Origin of the sequence: Helicobacter cynogastricus, assembly GCF_900197855.1 — a bacterium.
Taxonomy (GTDB): domain Bacteria; phylum Campylobacterota; class Campylobacteria; order Campylobacterales; family Helicobacteraceae; genus Helicobacter; species Helicobacter cynogastricus.
Window position 1 is genome coordinate 52,028 of record NZ_FZMQ01000005.1, and the last position, 14,653, is coordinate 66,680.

Annotated in this window: 14 protein-coding genes; 9 read left to right on the top strand and 5 right to left on the bottom strand. The window is 42.8% G+C overall.

Going from position 1 to position 14,653, the window contains the following annotated elements; genetic code table 11:
* The first annotated feature begins 13 nt into the window (after positions 1–13).
* Together gyrB and C6H00_RS01470 are read left to right on the top strand one after the other, a co-directional pair.
* Positions 14–2,314 carry a DNA topoisomerase (ATP-hydrolyzing) subunit B gene (gene gyrB / locus C6H00_RS01465; protein ID WP_104749283.1) on the top strand — a complete coding sequence of 767 codons (2,301 nt, stop codon included), beginning with the start codon at positions 14–16 and terminating at the stop codon, positions 2,312–2,314.
* Positions 2,307–3,500 carry an epoxyqueuosine reductase QueH gene (locus C6H00_RS01470; protein WP_104749284.1) on the top strand — a complete coding sequence of 398 codons (1,194 nt, stop codon included), beginning with the start codon at positions 2,307–2,309 and terminating at the stop codon, positions 3,498–3,500. The genes gyrB and C6H00_RS01470 overlap by 8 nt, the downstream gene beginning before the upstream one ends.
* Before the next feature lie 27 nt (positions 3,501–3,527).
* On the opposite strand, the gene C6H00_RS01475 is transcribed toward C6H00_RS01470, so the two are convergent.
* Together C6H00_RS01475 and C6H00_RS01480 are read right to left on the bottom strand one after the other, a co-directional pair.
* Positions 3,528–4,241, bottom strand: a complete 714-nt coding sequence (locus C6H00_RS01475) for a DUF2470 domain-containing protein (RefSeq protein ID WP_104749285.1) — start codon at positions 4,239–4,241, stop codon at positions 3,528–3,530.
* Between the two features lie 212 nt (positions 4,242–4,453).
* A complete protein-coding gene (locus C6H00_RS01480) occupies positions 4,454–5,647 on the bottom strand; it encodes a hypothetical protein (RefSeq protein WP_104749286.1) in 1,194 nt (397 codons plus the stop codon).
* A 95-nt stretch (positions 5,648–5,742) separates the two neighbouring features.
* Here C6H00_RS01480 and C6H00_RS01485 point away from each other — a divergent pair, with 95 nt between their 5' ends.
* The 6 genes from C6H00_RS01485 to C6H00_RS01510 all read left to right on the top strand — a co-directional run bounded on the left by C6H00_RS01485 (position 5,743) and on the right by C6H00_RS01510 (position 9,485).
* Complete coding sequence (locus C6H00_RS01485; RefSeq protein ID WP_104749287.1) at positions 5,743–6,756, top strand: branched-chain amino acid aminotransferase; 1,014 nt, start codon at positions 5,743–5,745, stop codon at positions 6,754–6,756.
* Between the two features lie 307 nt (positions 6,757–7,063).
* On the top strand, positions 7,064–7,579 hold the full coding sequence (locus tag C6H00_RS01490) for an outer membrane protein (RefSeq protein WP_104749288.1): 516 nt from the start codon (positions 7,064–7,066) through the stop codon (positions 7,577–7,579).
* 295 nt (positions 7,580–7,874) lie between these two features.
* Positions 7,875–8,573 (top strand): ABC transporter permease subunit, encoded by a 699-nt coding sequence (locus C6H00_RS01495; RefSeq protein WP_104749289.1) that lies wholly within the window; start codon positions 7,875–7,877, stop codon positions 8,571–8,573.
* Positions 8,570–9,043, top strand: coding sequence for an ATP-binding cassette domain-containing protein (locus C6H00_RS01500; RefSeq protein ID WP_104749290.1), 474 nt, complete (start codon positions 8,570–8,572; stop codon positions 9,041–9,043). Before C6H00_RS01495 ends, C6H00_RS01500 begins: the two co-directional genes overlap by 4 nt.
* A gap of 77 nt (positions 9,044–9,120) precedes the next feature.
* Positions 9,121–9,228, top strand: a complete 108-nt coding sequence (locus C6H00_RS09115) for an ATP-binding cassette domain-containing protein (protein WP_407645527.1) — start codon at positions 9,121–9,123, stop codon at positions 9,226–9,228.
* A 32-nt stretch (positions 9,229–9,260) separates the two neighbouring features.
* Positions 9,261–9,485 (top strand): ATP-binding cassette domain-containing protein, encoded by a 225-nt coding sequence (locus C6H00_RS01510; RefSeq protein WP_104749291.1) that lies wholly within the window; start codon positions 9,261–9,263, stop codon positions 9,483–9,485.
* A gap of 160 nt (positions 9,486–9,645) precedes the next feature.
* On the opposite strand, the gene C6H00_RS01515 is transcribed toward C6H00_RS01510, so the two are convergent.
* Together C6H00_RS01515 and dapF are read right to left on the bottom strand one after the other, a co-directional pair.
* Positions 9,646–10,842 (bottom strand): AAA family ATPase, encoded by a 1,197-nt coding sequence (locus tag C6H00_RS01515; protein WP_233704354.1) that lies wholly within the window; start codon positions 10,840–10,842, stop codon positions 9,646–9,648.
* A gap of 36 nt (positions 10,843–10,878) precedes the next feature.
* Positions 10,879–11,676, bottom strand: a complete 798-nt coding sequence (gene dapF, locus C6H00_RS01520; RefSeq protein WP_104749292.1) for a diaminopimelate epimerase — start codon at positions 11,674–11,676, stop codon at positions 10,879–10,881.
* 45 nt (positions 11,677–11,721) lie between these two features.
* On the opposite strand from dapF, the gene C6H00_RS01525 reads away from it, so the two are divergent.
* Positions 11,722–12,783: an AI-2E family transporter gene (locus C6H00_RS01525; protein ID WP_104749293.1), complete on the top strand. Its 1,062-nt coding sequence runs from the start codon at positions 11,722–11,724 to the stop codon at positions 12,781–12,783.
* Here the strand turns inward: C6H00_RS01525 and C6H00_RS01530 are convergent.
* Positions 12,755–14,407 carry an L-lactate permease gene (locus tag C6H00_RS01530; RefSeq protein ID WP_104749294.1) on the bottom strand — a complete coding sequence of 551 codons (1,653 nt, stop codon included), beginning with the start codon at positions 14,405–14,407 and terminating at the stop codon, positions 12,755–12,757. The two genes, C6H00_RS01525 and C6H00_RS01530, sit on opposite strands and share 29 nt — an antisense overlap.
* Positions 14,408–14,653: the final 246 nt, after the last annotated feature.

A 14,653-nucleotide genomic window follows, 5' to 3' on the forward strand; every position in this document is an offset into this window, starting at 1 on the left:
AATAAGGCAAATGATGCACTCTTATATGGGCGATAAAATCAAAGTACTCAAAGGACTTGAGGCGGTCAGAAAACGCCCGGGCATGTATATTGGCGACACCGGAGTCAATGGCCTACACCACATGGTTTATGAGGTGGTGGATAATGCAGTCGATGAGAGCATGGCAGGCTTTTGCGATCGCATCAAGGTAACTTTAAGCCAATATGGATCGTGCATTGTAGAGGATAATGGGCGCGGAATCCCTGTAGATATTCACCCTACAGAGGGAATCCCCGCAGCTACGGTGGTGCTCACCATCCTACACGCCGGGGGCAAGTTCGATCAAGAAAGCTATAAGGTTTCAGGAGGCTTGCATGGAGTGGGAGTGAGTGTGGTCAATGCGCTCTCTATTAAGCTCATCATGACTATTTATAGAGAGGGGCAGATTTACCGCCAAGAATTTGAAAAGGGAATTGCTACCACCCCCCTAGAAGTGGTGGGCACCACTAAAAAGCGCGGGACCACGATCGAGTTTTTTCCCGATCCAGAAATTATGGAAGTGATCCAATTTGATAGTGCGGTGCTCAAACGCCGTTTTCAAGAAATGGCGTATCTGAACAATAAAATTACCCTAGAGTTCCATGACCAGCCTGCCCAAGTGCATGAAAGTTATCACTATCAAGATGGCTTGAAACAATTTATTATAGATAGCCAAAAAACTCCCCTCATTTCTGAGATCATCGCTTTTAGCGCGCAGGTGGAGAGTATGGAAGTGGAGGTCGCTCTAGCCTATAATGAAAGTTATGAAGAGCAAACCTTCAGCTTTGTAAATAATATTCGCACCACAGAGGGAGGCACACATGAGAGTGGATTTAAAATGGGCTTGAGTAAAGCCATTTTAAATTACATGCAAGAGAACAATAGCAAAGAAAGCTCTAGTATTGTGCAAGAGGATGTTAAAGAGGGTTTGAGCGCGATCATTAGCCTTAAACTTTTAGACCCACAATTTGAGGGACAGACTAAAGCCAAACTGGGGAGCTCTTTTGTGCGCCCTATCATCGCCAAACTGGTCTATGAAAAGGTGGCTAAATACTTTGAAGAAAACCCCAGTATCGCTAAGGCGATTGTGCAAAAGGTGCTTTTAGCCGCTCGCGGGCGTGAGGCTGCCAAAAAGGCGCGCGAGATCACGCGTAAAAAAGATTCTTTGAGTGTAGGCACTTTGCCGGGCAAACTGGCTGATTGTCAGAGCAAAGACCCCAAAGAGTGCGAACTCTACTTAGTAGAGGGAGATAGCGCAGGAGGCTCTGCCAAGCAAGGCAGGGATCGGGCTTTTCAGGCGATTTTGCCTTTAAGGGGTAAAATTCTCAATGTAGAAAAAGCGCATTTGGGAAAAATCCTCAAATCTGAAGAAATTAAAAACATGATCACTGCCTTTGGATGTGGGGTGGGCAAGGAATTTAACTTAGAAAAATTGCGCTACCACAAGATTATCATCATGACAGATGCAGATGTGGATGGGAGTCATATCCAAACCTTGCTAATGACTTTTTTTTTCCGCCATTTAAAACCTTTGATCGAAAATGGGCATGTGTATATCGCCCAACCTCCCTTGTACCGCTTCAAGAAAAAGAAGATCGAGCGTTATTTGCGTGATGAGCGCGAACTCAACCACTTCTTGATCGAACATGGAATTGATAGCATGGACATCGAGGGCATAGGGCGTAATGACTTGCTAGATTTGCTTAAAACCTTGAGCGCGTATCGCTCGATCTTACAAGAGCTAGAAAAACGCCCTATTTTAATGGAAGTGTTGCGCTACTTAGTCGAGCATGACATAGAGGGCTTGAGTTTCCCTACATTGGCTGAACGCCTAGAGGTACTTTTGCAAGACTTGCAATACCGCATTTTGACCAAACAGGTTTTTGAGCAGGGCGCGCATTTCTTTGTGCAAACTGCTTTAGGGCTTGTGGAGGTTAATATTGAAGAAAGCTTACTTCAAGACGCGTTATTTTTAGAGGCCAAGTCATTATTTGCGCGCATTAGTGAAATTGATACAGAGGTCTTAGGCATGGACGCGTTGGACTTTTTGCACAAAGTAGAGCAGAGTGCGAAGACAGGGGCCTATATCCAACGTTATAAGGGCTTGGGCGAGATGAATCCCGATCAACTTTGGGAAACCACGATGGCACTAGAAAATCGCGCTCTTTTGCGGGTGTCTTTAGAAGATGAGGCAAAAGCCGATGAGGCCTTTAACCTGCTGATGGGCGATGAGGTCGAACCTAGACGCGAATACATCCATACGCATGCCAAGAATGTCAAGCATTTAGATGTGTGAATCTAAGAGCGCACTTGCTACAAGCTCGCCTAAAAGTATGCTGGTGCATATTTGTTGCTCGGTGGATAGCCATTATTTCCTCCAAGAGCTCCAAAAGCTCTACCCAGACACCCGCTTAATGGGCTTTTTCTATAATCCCAATATCCACCCTTATGAAGAGTATCTTTTAAGATTGCAGGATGTCAAACGCTCATGTGCGCGCTTGGGGATTTCTCTTATAGAAGGCGATTACACTCTGCAAGATTGGTTAGAAGCCATCAAAGGCTTAGAGGAGGAGAGGGAAAAGGGGGCGCGGTGCAATGTGTGTTTTGATGTGCGTTTGGAAACTAGCGCGCAAATGGCACTTATGCTAGGGGTGAATCATTTTAGCACTACATTACTCTCTAGCCCCATGAAAGAACAGGAAGTTTTAAGAAAACAGGGGGGGACGATTGGAGAAAAATATGGCTTGGAATTTGTCTATCTGAATGTGCGCGCGCAAGGGGGGGTAGAAAAACAAAACGCTCTAGCCAAGAGAGATAAGCTTTATCGGCAAAATTATTGTGGGTGTAAGTTTGCTCTTAATACTCAAAGAGAAGCGCAAAATAAACCATGTATGGAGCTAATAAGCTCCCTAGACAAACAAATCCACCCGGCTAGCATTGCCCAACGCTTAGAACTCTTTGCCCAAAGGGACAAATTAGAGTTACAGGAGCAAAATTACCACTTATTGCAACAAAGTTTACAAACCTACTTGCTTTTAAGGGGAGTGGTGCGCATGGGCAATAAAACTCTTAAGAGTCTTATCTTAAAGCGTTCCATGTCTAAAAAGATCACCCTCAAAGATTTAGAAGTGCACACCATCACGCTAAAGTCTACCCTTGCTGAAGAAATTCTGGGGGCGCGCTATTCAATCCCTATTGAGGATACGCGCATTGCGCTAGGGTTGAGTGTGAAAGATGAAACTCTATTTTTGGACACTAAAGGCACAGCGCGCTTGTTAAACGCGCCTTTAAAACCCCTTGAACAGCTTACGCTAAGTTATGCGCAAGAACTCTATATCCGTGAAAAACTTGTAGGAGCGGAGAGTATCCAGCCTATTGTAATCATTCAAGACCTCGATCTTCTCAAAAACGCTCATTCTCCTATCATTTTAGAGATTGTCGCAGAGTTTTTTACCCATAAAAATTTTTATCTTTTAAACTGAGTTGCCCCCTTAGGGGCTTGTGAGAAATTAAGAGTGGCGACCTTGAGGGGCATCTCCTCTAGGATTGCCTGCTGGGGCTTGTGCGTGGGGTGCGCCTCTCATTTGCTGGCCTCCCATTTGTGCATGATCGCCTCTCCCATGGGGTGTTTGGCCTGGTTGTTGGAAGTTGCCCATGTGTTGGGGGTGTCCCATATGGTGGGGGTGATTCATATGCGCATGGTTACCCATGGGAGAAAATCCGCCCATATGTGCGTGGTGGTGTTGGAAACCACCCATAGGGAATCCACAGAAAGGCACAAAGCCACATACAAACATGCCACAAACAGGGGGGAAACCATGAAAGGGCATCCCAAAACCGGCATGGTTAAATCCGTGTGCAGCCCCGTGTTGGCCAAAAGGCATTTGGCCTTGGAAATTACCTGCGTGAGCTCCAAAGTGCGCGTTAGGGTTGGCATTTTGGAAACCTTGTGCATGGGGGGCCTCTTGGGAAGCTTGGGCATCAATACCTAGCATAGAGATGAGCGCATCCCTAATTCCTTCAAAGTTTTCTAGTTTTTTAGGGAATTTAAGAGTAAGAACTTCTTGTTTGCTTTCTTTACTGTAAGCGATTTTCATCTCTGTGAGATTCAAATCCTGCACCTGCACCTCTGTAGCGTTTTGAACGCCTTCTTTTTCAAGTAGTTTAATCACATTGTTAATCTGTTTGGAGTTTAGAATCTCCATCGCGTGTTTTTTGTCCATTTGGACTCCTTTTAACAAATTTTAAAGACATGCACATGCTATTTAAAATAGACTTAATTAATTATTAAAATAATATTAGTTTATTCTTAAATAAAATGCAAGTAGCGTTAAAAAATACCCAATTAAAATCAGAATAGAATTAAAGGGTAATTTTTAGGGTATCAAATCATCTTTAAAAGTATGAAGAATTAATGGAGTTTTATAAAGGAATATTAAGCAAGCTGATGCAAGAAACCCTTGACATTGTCCGTATGGTGCAATCCTTTTAAAGATAATTCTTGGGTGATTTGAGAACAATAACTCTCATCAGTCAAAAACATATCGATCTTTTGGGCCATTTCTTGTGGAGTTTGTACAAAGAAATCATCATGAAAATCTTTAGCAGAATCCATTGTTGCAATAAAAGGGATGCATAGCTGCACACTTTGCATTAACAATACGATAGAGATTTCAAGATTGGAGGCATTTAGCAATAATTTGGCCTTGCTTAGGAGCTTATACATCTCTTGACGATTGGGCGTGTAGAAAAAGTGAACTGGTTTTTGACCATGTGCGCGCTCTAGGTCATGGCGGAGTCGTTGCAAGTGCCCTAAAGTCTGATGAGTGTTAACAGAACCTGCAAGCACTAGGGGAAGTGAGACATGACTTAAATAATAACTTTTGAGTACAAAATCTTGCCTACTCTCAGGAGAGAAATCGGCTACATTAACCATGAATGGTTCTGCAAGATTTTCAGGCAAGGAAACCGATTCTAAGAATGGGGCTTGTATGGTCTCTATCAAGTCAGCTGTGCGCGTGCAAAGGGGCTTGAGATAATGGTAGGCGCGGCTATTGGGAGATAAAAACACGCATGAATAAGCCTTCAATCTTTCTTTGAGCTTGAGGCGATCTAAGTAGGGGAGAGATCCTCTTTTCTTAAGACCTAGCATGCTTAAGCCAACTTTGATCACCTCTTTAAGTAGTCGTTTGCGTGAAAAACAAGCGGTCATAAATGCGTGTTCCTCATGGATTCGCAACGCTTTTTTAGTTGCTTTACAGGTGGCCAAATGGGGCAATAAAAGGTCTGTGCTCCAATTTAAAAGCCCCACATTGATCAAAAGGTCGCAAGGAAAGTTGAGCGCAAAATCCTGATAAGCTTGGGTTTCTCCGGTATAAATCAGAGCATTAGCCACAATGGCAAATGGAATAACAAATAAATTTGATTCTATTTCTATGGCTTGTTTTTCTACACCTCCGCTGTAGACTGCATGACTAGGGCCTGCTTTTTGAAAAGTGGCATCTGTGATTACATACACTTTATGCCCTTCTTTGGCAAGAGTTATAGTAAAATCATAGTTGATCAGTGCCGGGATGGTTTGCGATGGATAATACTGAGAGGTGCAAAAGAGGATAGTTTGTAAACCCATGTATTACCTTAACTTAAATATGGCTTATTTGCCGATCTTAGATTGTTTTTGTTTAAAATCGCCTTGTATTATAAAAATCATCATTGAGGAAGTTTATGGTCAATTTAGATTGGAATAATTTAGGTTTCGAGTATGTCAAAACGGATTTTCGTTTTGTGGCGCATTACAAAGATGGGACATGGTCAAGTGGCGATCTCATTGAGGACAATCAAATAGCCTTACATGAGGCTTCTCCTGCTTTGCATTATGGCCAACAATGTTTCGAGGGTCTGAAAGCCTATCGGTGGAAGGATGGCTCGATCAATTTATTCCGTCCTGAAGAAAATGCCAAGCGACTTCAAGAATCTTGCCATCGTCTCTTTATGCCCCCTGTGCCGGTTGATTTGTTTCTCCATGCGTGCACCCAAGTGGTCAAGGCTAATGCAAAATGGGTGGGTCCTTATGGATCAGGAGCTACCTTTTATTTACGCCCCCTAGTGTTGGGTGTGGGAAAAGGATTAGGTTTGCGCCCAGCTCCTGAATACATGTTTGTTGTTTTTGGATCGCCAGTAGGATCTTATTTTCAAGGCGGGATGCGCCCGGCTAATTTTATTGTTTCTGAGTTTGACCGCGCTGCGCCTAAGGGCACGGGAGCAGTCAAAGTAGGGGGTAATTATGCAGCGAGTTTACTCCCGGGAAAATTAGCCAAGGAGCAAGGTTTTAGCGATTGCGTCTATCTTGATCCGGCTACTCACACTAAGATCGAAGAAGTGGGTGGGGCAAATTTCTTTGCTATTTCTAAAAAAGAAGTTTTTGTTACCCCCGCTTCCCCCTCGATTCTACCCAGTATTACGCGCAGATCTTTAGTCTACCTTGCTAAGGAAAACTTAGGGCTAGAAGTGGTGGAGGGCGATGTTTTCATCGATGCTTTAAAAGATTACAGCGAGGCGGGGGTGTGTGGGACAGCAGCAGTGATTGTCCCTGTGGGTGGCATTTCTTATCAGGGTCATTTGCATGTTTTTAATCAGGAAAAGGCTGGCCCTATCACCCAAAAACTTTATGAAACTTTAGTGGGTATGCAACTTGGTGATCTGAGAGCACCCCAGGGCTGGATTACTAGAGTTGTTTGATTAAAGTTACCAACCCCCATTTAACTTTCTAAACCTAGAGTTTGTGGGGATAAGTGCGATCGTTAGCTCATTTTTTATTTTTAAATTGTCATGTAAGAATAATAAAACATACGCGTTAAATGGTCTTACTGGGCGTGCTATTAAAATATCTAGGTGCAGATAGTAACAGATTTTACGCACAAGTGGGCTTTGATTATTTTAATGTCACCTAGAATGGCATGATTAGCTGTTCCCAATTCTATCAAAGACTTAGTCTTGTAGCAGAAACCAGTAATGTTTAAGCAACACTAATCTCTATGGGGTTAATATACAGGTAGGCTATAAACAATTCTTTGGCAAAAAGAAACGCTGGGGACTGCGCTATTATGGCAGTTTTAGTTATAATGCAGGAGGGAGTAGCAGTAAAGCAAACTATGGGATCAGCAATTTTGTTTATGGAGTGGGTGTAGATAGTTTGTATAACTTCTTTGAAAGCAAGGGTTATAACACCACAAGTGGAATTTTCTTAGGCTTGATCCTAGTGGGAAGCTCATGGACAATTGATAGCAAAGCATTAGCAACGACTTTGAATACATGCAAGAGTAACAAGACTTGTAAACTACAGATGGGACAAAGTTATTTCCAACTGCCTTTAACCTTTGGTTTTAGAACAAACATAGGCAAACACAATGGCTTTGAGATCGGCACGCGCATTCCTTTGTTGCCCATGCCTTATTACTACGCTTCTATGGCTACAGATTATGCAGAAATGGGAACTTACAAGCAACAAATAGGCTTTAGACGCAATGCTTCGGTGTATTTTAACTATGTGTATAATTTTTGATCTCACAAGTCAGAATTTTAGTTTAATCTTTTTGTCTGCATACTCAAATGTCCATACGAGCTAAACTATTAAACTATAAATAATATACATCATTTAAAAAGTAGTTCTGTGTTTAAAAGCTCTTTGCGTGGCTACTCTGTCAGCTGGAAGATCAAGAAGAAGGCAAGCACTATGTTTTCAAGCTAAGAGAAGATGTCTATTTTAGCGGTGAAGAGAAATTTAATACGCAGGCGGTCAAGGCGAAATTTGATGCAGAATTTAGAGCGCAACACTTGGCTAAAAACTCGCCGATGCGTTGATTAATTGCAAAGTGGTCAATCCTTATGCCATCGCACTCACCCACTGGGCTTGGTATGCCCGCATTGTGCGCTCCATTATGCTCAGTCTGAAAAATAAAGAATATGTTCTGGTGAGCAAGATGTGCGGGGCTTTAGGGGTGGAAAGTTTCAAGAAAAACATGCTCAGACCCATCTTAGCCCAGTGTGTGATTGTCGCCACTTTAGACATTGGGCATGTGATGTTGCATATTGCAGGCTTGAGCTTTTTGGGGCTTGGTGTGAAATCTCCCACATCTGAGTGGGGCATCATGATTAGCGATGCCAAGGATTTTATTTTTACTTATCCTGAGCTCATTTACTATCCGGGTGTGGCGTTGTTCTTGTATGTGATGAGCTTTAATATCATTGGGGATTACTTACGTGACAAATTAGATGGGGCAAGGTGGTGGAAAATGCCAAAACTCAACATTAATATCCGTATCTCTAAAGAAGGGAGTGAATTTCTTAGGGCTGACTTTAGCCTAGAGCCTGCCAAGATTACCGCCATGCTAGGCAAGAGCGGAAGTGGAAAGAGTTTAAGCGCGACTTCTATTTTTGGCTTTATCGCCTATGGTTTTGAGGGGGGCGCGCAAGTAAATCTAGGCAATAGGCCCTATAATCCGCGCGCTTTAAGCATGATCATGCAAAACTCGCGCACTGCCTTAACACGCTCATGACGCTCAAATCCCATGCCATAGAGAGCTTAAAAGTGTTGGACAAATGGGATAGCTCTGGTATGCAACGCATCTACAAGGCCTTAGAAGATGTATGCTTGAATTCTAGCATCTTGAACAAATACCCCTTTGAGTTGAGCGGCGGCATGTTGCAACACGCCATGATCGCCCTAGCCCTGCTCAAAGAGCCCCAATTCATCATCGCTGATGAGCCCACTACCGATTTGGACCTCATCACGCAAAGCAAGATTCTAGAGCTCCTCCTAGAGCTCAAAGACAAAAAACAGGCGGGATTTTTGCTCATCACCCATGATTTTGGTGTGGTAAAAAAAATCGCCGATCATGTCTTGGTGATGAGTGAAGGGCGCATTGTACAAAGGGGAAGTGTGCAAGAAGTCTTTGAAAAACCCCTGCATGTGCAAACCAAACTATTCATAGAGGCGTACAAGAATTTTGGAGGCGAGGCATGCTAGCCCTAAATCTCCCAACTTCACCACAGCTATGAAGTATTTTCTTTGGTAAAAAGAGCTATTCGGGCGTACTTAAGGATATTTCTTTTGAGCTTGAACAGGGGCAGGCACTAGGGCTTATGGGGCTCTCTGGCTCAGGAAAGAGCACTTTGGCTAACATTATCATGGGCTTCATCAAGCCCATGTAAGGAAAAATTGAATTTTTTGGCAAAGCGTGCAAATGGAGACTTTAGAAAAAAGGCGCGCCTTTTACAAGCAGGCCCAAATGGTGTTTCAAGACCCCATTAGTGGCGTGAATCCAACTTTGAACGTCTTTGAGGCGCTCGCTGAGCCCTTGGTAAATCCGCTTAACATTGCAGATACAGAGTTGAGCTTACGCATTGAGAGAGCATGCGAAATGTTCCATATCGCCAAAAATACCTCCACCAACACGCGGTTTTGCTAAGCGGAGCACGATCTGCACTTGACTAAAGCCTTTTGCAATGAGATTATCTTGCTAGATGAGGGGAAATTGGCGTATCTTGCCCACTCAGTCTTTTAAAGCCCACTAGCAAGGATTTAATCCAAGCGGTAGATGAAACTACAAACTTTGTGCTAATGTGTGCTTAGTTACCCTCCAATCCCCTTACCAACACCTTTGTATTTCCTAAATGATCAATGTCAATGACACATCTTAAACCATGATAATCCTCTAAATCAAAGCGCAGGGGCATGAGCAGTTCATGGAGTTTTTGATCTAACCCGCTCATACCCAACCCTTCATTGAGGGCGTTTTGGATTAAAAAGCGTTTGGCTTCTTGGCTAAACTCTAGGGCACTCCCTGCTTTAAAAAATTCCTCTTGGAAGGGTTTTAAACGCCGATCTAAGAGTTCTGTGAGCATGTCAATATCCACAGGCTCAAAGATCACACGCACGCAGAAACGGCGTAAAAATTCGCGCTTCATGCCACATTCTATTAAATTTTCATTAGTGATTTTGGGAAGTTTTTGATGGAGAGTTTTGTTATTTTTCCATAATTTTTCAAAATGCCCCAAGACAATAAAGAGCATGTGATCGGTTTTTAAAGAGATGGTTTGTTTATTGCTCCCATTTCCATACTCAAAGGACACTATCCCCTTTTCAATGACCTTTAAGAGTTCATTTTGCACCCCCTGTCTCCACTCCTTGTCATGCCAACTCCCCTGTCCTAACTTGTCAATCTCATCTAAGACCAACACCCCTTGCTCAGCTTTTTCTATATTTTTATCCGCATTGCTATAGAGGGTAGCAAACATTTGGTTGGTTTCATTGCCAATATAGCCTGTAGGGGTGAAAGCAGCTGCATTGGCAATACAATAAGGAATGTCTAAATACTTGGTTGCCATTTCAATTAAAAAAGTCTTGCCACTACCTGAAGGGCCTATACAAATGGCATTGGCTTTTTCTAAGTCAGATTGTCCTTGAATGCGTTTATAGTGATCGCTAAAAACCAAACTCATTTGTTTTTTAGCTTGCTCTTGACCGATCACAAATTGATCCAAATAAGATTTAATGGCTTTGGGGGCGTATTTGTCTTGGGGGTTTGGTGGTTTTAAAGAGGGTTCGGGGGATGGGGGGGATATTCTTGAAAAAGAGAGCTCTGGGATAGAGTCTTTGGGTGGGGGTTCTTGGTCTTCTTGAGGGAAGGTTATAAGTTTTGTCTCTTTTGGAGGCGATTTTTCTAAGAAAAGCACGCTAAATAATCTCACGAAAAAATAACCTACAACGATCAATACATAAAGCCCCACCTCCAATAGTATCCAGTAAAAAAGGTATTTAAGCATTTCTGCACACCCCTTTATCTAAAACATGGAATGAAATTAAAATAAATCGGCGCGATAACCTTTAAATGCAGGTTTTTCCAAAATGAATCCTATAAAATGTACTTGTCCTTTAAAACAAACCTCATGGCCTTTCAAATACCAATTTAAGGCCTCCCCACTAGGAGGGATAAGGGTTGCTTGAGGTGTTAAATGATGCTCTTTACGAGCGGCCACAAACACAGCAGCCATGCCTGTGCCACAAGCTAAAGTAATGTCCTCAACACCCCTTTCATAGGTGGCTAGCCTAATGGTATGCGAATCTGTAATGCAAGCGATATTGACATTGGCATTAAAACGCGTGCGTAATGCTTGCATCTGGGGTGTTTTGTGCGTGGGAATTTTATTAGGGTGGTCCACAAAATGCACTAAATGAGGCACGCCCGTATCTAATAAATGCCAAGTTTGCCCCTCTAACTGCAAACTCTCCAACCGCTTAGGTACGCCCAAATTACTTTGTACAATCCCCCCTTGTGGGTTAAGACTCAATACTTCTAGGCTAATCACTCCAGCCCCACTTAAAAAAGTGTGCTTTAAGGAGGCTAATCCTTGATGATAGGCATAAAGTCCTACGCACCGACTCGCGTTTCCGCACATGCTAGCGCAACTCCCATCAGCATTATAAAACTCCCATGTATAGGCATGTTCAGAATGAGGCAAGAGCACAACTAGACCATCTGCTCCAAAGCCATAGTGGCGATCACAAACTTCTTTGGCTAGTGCACTACGATCTTGAGGGGTAAATTGGTGGGTGATCAAAAAATCGTTACCACTAGCGCAGTATTTATGTAAAAGCATGGTCAGCCTTTTTGGGTATTATAGTGCAAAACTAATGAGGTTGGCATGCGCCCGGTGTATTTCTTTTGGCTCTTGTTTGGTGTGGCGTTTTACTGGATGCTCTATCTTTATGAAGATTTTTTGATGGATTTACTCATCGCTGGGCTATTGTGCGTAACTATATTTTGGCTCAAAGAGTTTTTAGATAAATATATGCGCAACCTCTTTAGCTCCTTGCTCTGCGTGGTGGTGCTGTTGAGTTTCTTGGTCATACCTCTCTACTTCATCATTCATCAAAGTGTTGATTTTTTGGCACATATCAACTTAGAAAAACTTTCTTTCTTTTTCAATAAGTTTAAAGCAGATCTGCTCATCTTTTTAGATCGATTCCCCATGATCAATGCAGATGCGAAAAATTTTATCTCGCACCTTTCAGCCCAATCTATGATGTCCTATGTCTTGCGTTTCAGTAGTGATATTGGCAAATACAGCCTAAAACTTGCTAGCGATACGGTGATGGTTCTAGTATTTTTATTCCTATGTTTCTTTTATGGCCGTCGCTTCTATGGTTACATTTTAGAAATCCTTCCTTTTGAGAAAATTCAAAGTAAGGGAATTTTTAGAGAAGTAGCCGGCATTTTGCGCGTTGTCTTGCTCACCTCAATCATTAATGTATTGTTACAAGGTATGGCTTTTGGAGCGTTGGTAGTGTGGTTTGATCTAGATTGGCTCTCTTTGGGGATTTTATACGGATTAGCTTCGCTTATTCCTATTGTGGGTGGGTCTTTGGTATGGATTCCTGTCGCTTTATATGAAATGTATCGCGATCACACGACGATTGCTATTGTAATAGCTATTTACTCTATCGTACTCATCGGAGGTTTAATTGATAGCCTGATCAAACCTTGGTTGATTGGGTTTATCAAACGCAAGATTTTAAAAATCTCCCTCAAAATCAATGAAATATTGATCTTTTTCTCTATCTTGGCAGGTATTAGTAAATTTGGGTTTTGGGGGATTGCGGTGGGGCCTACTATCACCGCTTTTTTTATCGTGCTCTTAAGACTCTATGAACACTCTTTCATCAAGCCTAAGATTCTCAAGCAACGGGCACAACTTGAGGAATGAGATAGGCAATCACACTGATCACAATGCCCATTAAAAGCACAAAAATAATGGAGTATTTCACCGTGAATTTAAAGAGATCGGATTCTTTGCCCGCTAACCCTACAGCCGCACAAGCGATCGCAATACTCTGAGGGCTGATCATCTTGCCTAGAGTGCCCCCCACGGTATTGGCTGTGAGCGTAAGCACTTCTGGAATTTTAAGATTGTTAGCTGTGAGTTGTTGCAGTGAACCAAAGAGTAGATTAGAGCTTGTGTCGCTCCCGGTGAGAAATACGCCCACCCAACCAATGACAGGCGAAAAGAAAGTAAAGGCTTTGCCTGTATGGGTAAGAGCTAGGGCCATAGTTGCAGAGATCCCGCTGTAATTGGAGATGTAGGCAAAACTGAGCACTAAGCCAATGGTCAAAATAGGAAAGCGCATTTCTTTTAAGGTATCGCCAAAGACATGCACCGCATCGCTTGCTTTAACACGCAAGACAAAGATACTCACTAATGCGGCTACCAAAATGGAAGTCCCCACGGTGTTAATTAGGGGCAGTTTGAAAATCACAGGGCTAGTTGCGCTCTTGCCCTCAAGCACAAAGGGCGCGCTTTTTAAAATTTTCTGACTAATGCTATCAAATTCAAAATAGAAGTTAGAGAAAGCTAAAGCTCCACCTTTGGCAAAGAGAGCCTTAAACCAAGGTTGAGTCCAAATAACAATCGTAGCGATCAAAATAACAAAAGGTGCCCACGCCACTAAAACCTTACAAATGTGATGTTGCTGGTGCGTGTGGGTAACTTCTTTACCATCACTCCTAAAAATGTGCTTAGGTTGCCAAAAACGTAAAAATACAGCAGTCGCTACGAGCGAAACGATTGCAGAGAGAATCCCGGGGAGTTCTGGCCCTAGATAGTTTGAGCTCAAATACTGCGCAAAAGCAAAGCTAAAAGCAGCTACAAACACGGCTGGAAAAGTTTCTTTGATCCCGCGCACGCCATCCATTAAAAATACGATAAAGAAAGGCACAAGCAAACTCACAAAAAATAAGATTTTGCCTGCCATCGCGCTAATGGCCAACGCGCTCACACCCACCGCTCCAGCCATCGCAGTGATGGGAATGCCCACCGCTCCAAAGGCTACGGGTGCTGTGTTGGCAATCAGACATAACCCGGCTGCATAGAGGGGGTTTAACCCTAAGCCTACTAAGATTGCTGCCGTGATAGCCACAGGTCCACCAAAGCCAATCGCCCCTTCTAAAAATGATCCAAAACAAAACCCAATTAAGATCACCAAAATGCGGTGATCTGGAGTGATGGATTGCACACTCTCTTTAAGAATTTCAAAATACCCAGATTTGACACTGAGTTTATAGAGAAAAATCGCTGCAATAATGATCCATGCGATGGGCCAAAGACCATATAAAAACCCATAGACAAAGCTAGCTCCCACCATTACCGGGGGCATTTTATACACAAGAAGAGCGATGAGCGCGGAGAGCACCACACTTAAAAAAGCAGCAGTATGGCCCTTAAGCTTAAAAACGATCAATGAGGCAAAAAATAACACGATGGGCAAAGCCGCCACCAACGCACTCAACCATATATTGCCCCCTAAAGGGGCATAAATCTGGTGCCACTCCATCTAACAACTCCTAAAATTTTATTTCAGTATAACATGTTAGGTAAGTATGGGGTGGGTTTTAGATTGTCGCAGGGTTGTATATGGAAAAAATTACCCGTTTTTGCAAATAAATGCCCTGTGTGCTATCATATATTCTATCTCTTTATTTTTAGGACATTCCATGCTTTTAACCCGTGCTTTAAGGATTCTTAAGTGTAGACTTAAGGATTCCTTTAAAACTCAGCTCCTCCATTCTGAGTTTGAAAA

Bases quoted from the DNA above. Each gene is read 5' to 3' on its own strand.
- gyrB (WP_104749283.1), top strand. From the start codon at position 14: ATGCACTCTTATATGGGCGATAAAATCAAAGTACTCAAAGGACTTGAG.
- C6H00_RS01470 (WP_104749284.1), top strand. From the start codon at position 2,307: ATGTGTGAATCTAAGAGCGCACTTGCTACAAGCTCGCCTAAAAGTATG.
- C6H00_RS01475 (WP_104749285.1), bottom strand. From the start codon at position 4,241: ATGGACAAAAAACACGCGATGGAGATTCTAAACTCCAAACAGATTAAC.
- C6H00_RS01480 (WP_104749286.1), bottom strand. From the start codon at position 5,647: ATGGGTTTACAAACTATCCTCTTTTGCACCTCTCAGTATTATCCATCG.
- C6H00_RS01485 (WP_104749287.1), top strand. From the start codon at position 5,743: ATGGTCAATTTAGATTGGAATAATTTAGGTTTCGAGTATGTCAAAACG.
- C6H00_RS01500 (WP_104749290.1), top strand. From the start codon at position 8,570: ATGACGCTCAAATCCCATGCCATAGAGAGCTTAAAAGTGTTGGACAAA.
- C6H00_RS01510 (WP_104749291.1), top strand. From the start codon at position 9,261: ATGGAGACTTTAGAAAAAAGGCGCGCCTTTTACAAGCAGGCCCAAATG.
- C6H00_RS01515 (WP_233704354.1), bottom strand. From the start codon at position 10,842: ATGCTTAAATACCTTTTTTACTGGATACTATTGGAGGTGGGGCTTTAT.
- dapF (WP_104749292.1), bottom strand. From the start codon at position 11,676: ATGCTTTTACATAAATACTGCGCTAGTGGTAACGATTTTTTGATCACC.
- C6H00_RS01525 (WP_104749293.1), top strand. From the start codon at position 11,722: ATGCGCCCGGTGTATTTCTTTTGGCTCTTGTTTGGTGTGGCGTTTTAC.
- C6H00_RS01530 (WP_104749294.1), bottom strand. From the start codon at position 14,407: ATGGAGTGGCACCAGATTTATGCCCCTTTAGGGGGCAATATATGGTTG.